This is a genomic window from Frankia sp. CoBUL1, from assembly GCF_978021245.1.
The window spans coordinates 1-5,479 of record NZ_CDXDOS010000230.1; the positions used below are offsets into that span (position 1 = coordinate 1).

At 70.5% G+C, this 5,479-nt stretch carries 4 protein-coding genes; 1 reads left to right on the plus strand and 3 read right to left on the minus strand.

Annotated features, from left to right (window positions below; genetic code table 11):
- On the minus strand, positions 1–1,326 hold a 1,326-nt coding region (locus AC08OX_RS14420), incomplete at its 3' end, for a nitronate monooxygenase (protein ID WP_476608293.1).
- A gap of 1,467 nt (positions 1,327–2,793) precedes the next feature.
- Positions 2,794–3,861 (minus strand): helix-turn-helix transcriptional regulator, encoded by a 1,068-nt coding sequence (locus AC08OX_RS14425; RefSeq protein ID WP_476608294.1) that lies wholly within the window; start codon positions 3,859–3,861, stop codon positions 2,794–2,796.
- A 734-nt stretch (positions 3,862–4,595) separates the two neighbouring features.
- Here AC08OX_RS14425 and AC08OX_RS14430 point away from each other — a divergent pair.
- Complete coding sequence (locus tag AC08OX_RS14430) at positions 4,596–5,069, plus strand: hypothetical protein (RefSeq protein ID WP_476608295.1); 474 nt, start codon at positions 4,596–4,598, stop codon at positions 5,067–5,069.
- 72 nt (positions 5,070–5,141) lie between these two features.
- Here AC08OX_RS14430 and AC08OX_RS14435 read toward each other — a convergent pair.
- The coding region (locus AC08OX_RS14435; protein ID WP_476608296.1) for a response regulator transcription factor at positions 5,142–5,479 on the minus strand (338 nt) is incomplete at its 5' end.

A 5,479-nucleotide genomic window follows, 5' to 3' on the forward strand; every position in this document is an offset into this window, starting at 1 on the left:
GATCGCGCAGGCAGGACGCACGTCATGCACGGCGGCGAGTTGGGCGGCCCGCAGCGGCGCCGGGGCGAACCCGAGGACCCCGACCCCCCAGGGCGCGTCCCCGAGCAGGTCCGCGGTCTCCTCCAGCAGGGCGCGGCTGTCCTCGCCACTCATCAGCGCCAGGGCGAGGAAAGGCAGCCCGCCCTCGTCGGCGACGGCACGAGCGAACGCCGCCCGGTCGCTGACCCGCGTCATCGGTCCCTGCGCGACCGGGTGGCGCAGGCCGTGGACAGCGGCGAAGGGCGCACCGGGGGCGAGGGGACGGGTACGGGTGGCGGCAGCGATGCCCTCGCGGATGCCCTGACGCACGGCCCGTACGACACCGCCCGCGGTCACGTGGCGGTCGGCGAGATCGGCGGCGAACGCTCCGTCCTGGCCAACCGGGAGAAACTGGTTACGCAGATCACGCGCACCCAGCCGGAACGGGATCGCCGTGGCAGCGCCCGTCATGGCGGCGACGGGCAGATCGGGGCGGGTGTACACCCGGTAGCCGGCGAGGAGGGTGGTCTCGCTGCCGTCCATCGCGCGGATCGCCGCCGCGACCTGTGCCGGCAGCTCCATCTCACGCACCAGGGCGAGCTGGGAGTCCAGGACCACGCCGGCCGCGCCGCCGGCCACCGCGGCGGCCGCGGTGGCCGGACCGATCCCGCCAGCGGCAAACACGGGCAGCGGCGCGCCCTCGGTGGTGACGAACGCCTGCGCGAGCAGATGTTGCAGGAGGGTGAAGGTGGTGAGGTCGCCCACAGGCCCCCCGGACTCGTTACCTCGCGCGATCAGCCCCTCGACCCCCGCAGCCACCGCGTCGCGCGCCTGCGCAACCGAGGTGACCTCCGCCCAGACCCGGCGCCGCGCCTCTCCACGCGGCCCGCTCGTCCGCCACCGGCTCGTCAGCGCGCCGATGTCCCAGCGGCTCCCCGGGCCCGGCCCGGCATCCGCCCACGCGACGGGGCCGGATCGGGGATCCGGGCCGGATCGGGCGACGAGTACGACAGTCCCGACGCTCGCGGGCAGCTCGTCGGGACCGAGGGGGCAGCCGGGGGCGGCCCGCACCCCGAACCGGCCCGGCGCCCACCGCGCGGCGTCCCGCAGCGCATCACGCGCCGGTCCGGCCAGCAGCCCGAGATCCAGCACCCCGAGCCCTCCGGCCCGCTGCACCGCGGCGACCAGGGACGCGGACGGTTCGGCGAACGGCGTGATCACCACGACCAGCTCGCGGGCGTCGAGCGGATCGCGGTCGGCGGGGTTGGCCGGCGAGGCCACGGGTGACGCGCTGGGTGCAGTGGTCATCGGCTGGTCCTCCCGACCGGTCCCCGCCTGAGGCAGGGCGCTGAGGGGGCAGAGGCTGAGGGGGCTGTGCTGGTCCGCATGGGCGGGCAATCGCTGGTCCGCGTGGGCGGGCACCGCAAGGGCAGGCGGGCAGCCGGCAGACCCGTGGCCGGCGGCGCGCCCGCTGCCGCACGATCGCCGCGGCGGCGCATCGAGGCCATGGAACTCACCCACCGAACCAGCATGATCGACTTGTTTCGGACGACAGGACCGCCCGCACCATCCAGACCTCCTGGTCAGTGCCGTCGGGACGGCAGACATCCGGGAAGCCGCATCCGCCCTGAGTATGCGAAAAACGAACCAACCCCCAACAGGCTGTCGCGGAACTGGTGTCCCCCGGTCCCACGGCGGCCGCATCCGATTAGCCGACACAGGATTGCCAACGTGCGCGGAATACTAGCCGGCTCGGTTGGGATCATTGCGCGGCGCCGGACCACAGCGGTGATCGTGGGCCCATCGGACCACTGGCGCGGTCGCCGTGACCAGGTTCGGACGGCATCCAGTCGCCGGCTCGCCCACCGCCGGACATCGATGACGATGTCGCGGATCGGGATTACACAGAGCCCGCAGGGGTGTGCACCGGGCGACGTCATCAATCGCTGCGGCCATCGATGGAGGTTACGAATGAGTATCACGCAGGTCGCTATCCCGGTCGCCGGTCGCGGCGGTTTCTCTTCAGTATCGATCATCCAATGCGGCGATGAACAGATGTGGCTACTTTCCGGCAACACACACCCGCACGCGCAGGGCCTGGAGAAATCGGATGCGAGGACGACGCCCCGGGAGGTATGGAACCACGGGCGGACACCGTCCTGAAAATCGATCGTGGTCGCCGCCGGCCGGGTCAGGCGCTGACGGACGGGGACTGACTCCTTCAGACCCCATGCGGACCAGAAGGGACATCGGCCAACCTAGTCACAGCGCGCCATCGATCGCAAGCTTATCCGATCAACTTTCCGGCAACGACCTCAATAGGGATGCCAATGGCAACATTTCAGCCACAATAAGCGACAGTCGTCGCGGGGCGTGCAGGACATGACCCTCGGGACCGGTCAGGCGAGGCCAGATCGATCGATTACCACGGACCGGCTTTGTCACCCGGGTGGGATCATCGGCACGCGGCCGTCGGCACCGGGAACGGACACCCAGGGTGTCCGTTCCCGCCACTGCTCGATCATCGGGACCGGGCTCTCGCCTCATCCCTTCGCGCCGAAATGCCGGCGGCCCCGACGAAGAGGTCGATCATGATCGCCGTCATCGGAGGACCAGGTGCCGGCGACCGCGTCCCGCGCGGTGGCGCACCGGGGTTCGCGGCTCGAATCCGAGGTCGTAGATCATCGGAACCGCCGCGGATCCCACGGATCCCGCCGATCGAACATCCACGGCAGCGGCCTCATGACCTTATGACGTCACAGTTTCAGGGCCGCTTCAGGGCCGCGGGTTGCCGGGGGCCGCGAACGCGCTCGTCTCCCGCTGCCACGCGATCGCCAGCTGGGTCCGGTTCGTGCACCCCGTCGCCACGAGCGCATGGGTGAGATGGTGCTTGACCGTGTCGATGCTGATGCACAGCGCCTCGGCGACCTGGCGATTGGAACGGCCTTCGGCGACGAGACGGACGACGTCGCGCTCGCGCGCCGACAGCTTGCCCGCGACCGACGGGCCCGGGTCCGCCCGGATGTAGAAACGCAGGAGGTTACCGAGATGCCGCCCGAGAACTGCCCCGACGGCGCGGTCCCGCGGTCCGAACGCGCCCGGCCGAGAATCCAGCAGGGACACCACGGCGCCCACGTTCGACGGACCGAACAGGCGGATGAGCAGCTTCGCGTGGATGCCGTGTGCCCGCAGAAACCGCTCCAGGCGCATCCGCACCTCCGGGCGTTCCGGGACGCCGAGATCGTCAAGGGTGGCGAGCCCCCGCTCGCGGACCGAACGCAGGCTGTCCGGATTGCTGAGGGCCTCCAGCTCCCGGTAACGCTCCAGGTAGGAGCCCGCGAGTCGAAGCGCCAGTCCGCGACCGGTGGGCCGGGCGTCCTGGAAGGCGGTCTCGAGCGAGGAGCCCAGGAAGAAGGCGGAATGCCGGTAACCGAGATGCCGGGCCATGCCGTCCAGGGCGAGCTCGCGGAAGGATGCCAGCGACGACGCCCGCTCGCAGTCCTCCACCACGCGCAGGATGCCGCGCAGCTCGGCCGCGCCGAGAGCCAGGTCCCGCGGCATCGGCGCGGTACGCGCCACCGGAGCGGACCGGACGGGCGGGACCGCGCGGCCGGTGGCGCTCGGCGCGTCGCCGCGGCCCATCGGCGAGCCGCCCATCGGCACGCTGCTCCCCGGCGGGCCGGAGCGCTGGTGCAGCGGTCGCCCCGCACCGGCGCCGGTGGCGGCGGAATGCCGGGTGGCCGGCGAGCGGTGCGGCGGGGTCAGCGGTGCGGGTGAGCTCGCGGAGACACGCCTCGCGACCCGGCCCGCCGCAGCGGCCTCGGCGGATGTGTCGACGGTCACGCCAATTCGCGGCCGATGTAGTGCGTCCTCACCGATAACATCATGCGGGCGGGAAACTCGGTCGGTCACACGTGCCTCCGGGGGGGTCAGAACTCAGAACCGACGCCAGGCCTCGTCCGCTAGGGACGATGCCGCCAGGTTGATTTCCGGCGAAGTTGGACAGGTTCGGCAAGCGTAGGGCCCACCTCCCTCGCTACGCCAGTAGTCGCCCACGCCCCCCGATCACACTCACCCCGCATCTTCGGCTCAGCCGGGGAAAACGCGACCTTAACGCACGTAAACGTTTGGGATGGCGGCGTCCGGCGGCCCCCGGCAGTGGCTCGAGGTGATTTTTCCCTCCCGCTGGCACCGCCCGTCGGGGCTACCTCACAAGTACGAGATTGGCTCCCCGGCTTCGATCGCGGCCGCGAAAGAAGCCGGAAAACGTCCTCCGGCGCGGGTGAGCCCCGGATCCCGACCGACATCGACAGCATGAACATTGGTCACGCAGGGTATCCACAGCGGCAGTGCACGGTTTCGCCAGCGGTCCGCGGCCCGCCTCCGGAGGGGTTGAGTTCTCCGCTCCCCGCACGGACCACCCATCCCATGGTGCCGCTCCACGACGACGACACATCGAGCGCGGACACCATCGAGCGCGGCCGGGGCGCGATGTGGCCATGCACCGATCATCGACCGGTCGAAGCCACAGCAGGAGACCAAAGCCACGGTAGGAGAGAGGCGGAGGTACGAAGGCGATGACCTTGGGGCGGTCGGTCTTCCTGGTCGTGGTGGGTGCCATCCTGCGCTACGCGCTCACCTGGCACACCACCGGAGTGGATCTCCAGGTTCTGGGCCTGATCCTGATGATCACGGGGATCGTGACATCGATGATCTGCCTGCTCCGCGCCTTCCTGCCGGCACCGGCACGGGCCACCGCACGTACCCGCGGAGCGGGGCGGACACCGATCGGGCCTGGTCCCGGACCGATCGGGCGGCGCATCGAACGAACGGCGGCGTTCGGCACATACCGGTACGGCCCACCGCAGCCCGGGTCCAACAGGATCCAGAGGGATGCCGGCTACCTCGATGCCGGTCACGCGGGCCCCGGTTACACGGAGAGCGACCGCACCGATGCCGGCTATGCGGACGCAGTGGACGACGGACCCGGCTCGGGGGGAGGGTACCCACCCCCGTGCCCGCCGCGATTCACTGAATCACCGTCATCCTGATCGCGGCGCCCCGACCACCGGGCCGTTGACCTCCCACCTAAAATTTATTTTTACGATAAATGGTATGACTATTTACAATAGACGCAATTCGCGCGCGCGATGTACAGCGTCGCGACGCCGTGGCACGTCGAGCTTGCGGTAGATGCTCTTCAGGTGCGTCTTCACCGTGTTCACGGAGACGAAGAGCTCGGCGGCGATCTCGGCGGTCGTCAACATCGTCGGCAGATAGCTGAGGACCGCGAGTTCCCGGTCGCTGAGCCGGCCGCCCGCCCCGGGTCCCCGCCCGTCCCTGGAACCGGGTGAGCGCTCACGCGCCCCCGGCTGCCCTGGGGAGATCGGACTTGTTCCCGTCCCAAGGCCGTAGCCCGCCGGACCGGTCATGGCCGTATCCGGGGCGGGGGTGCCGCCCG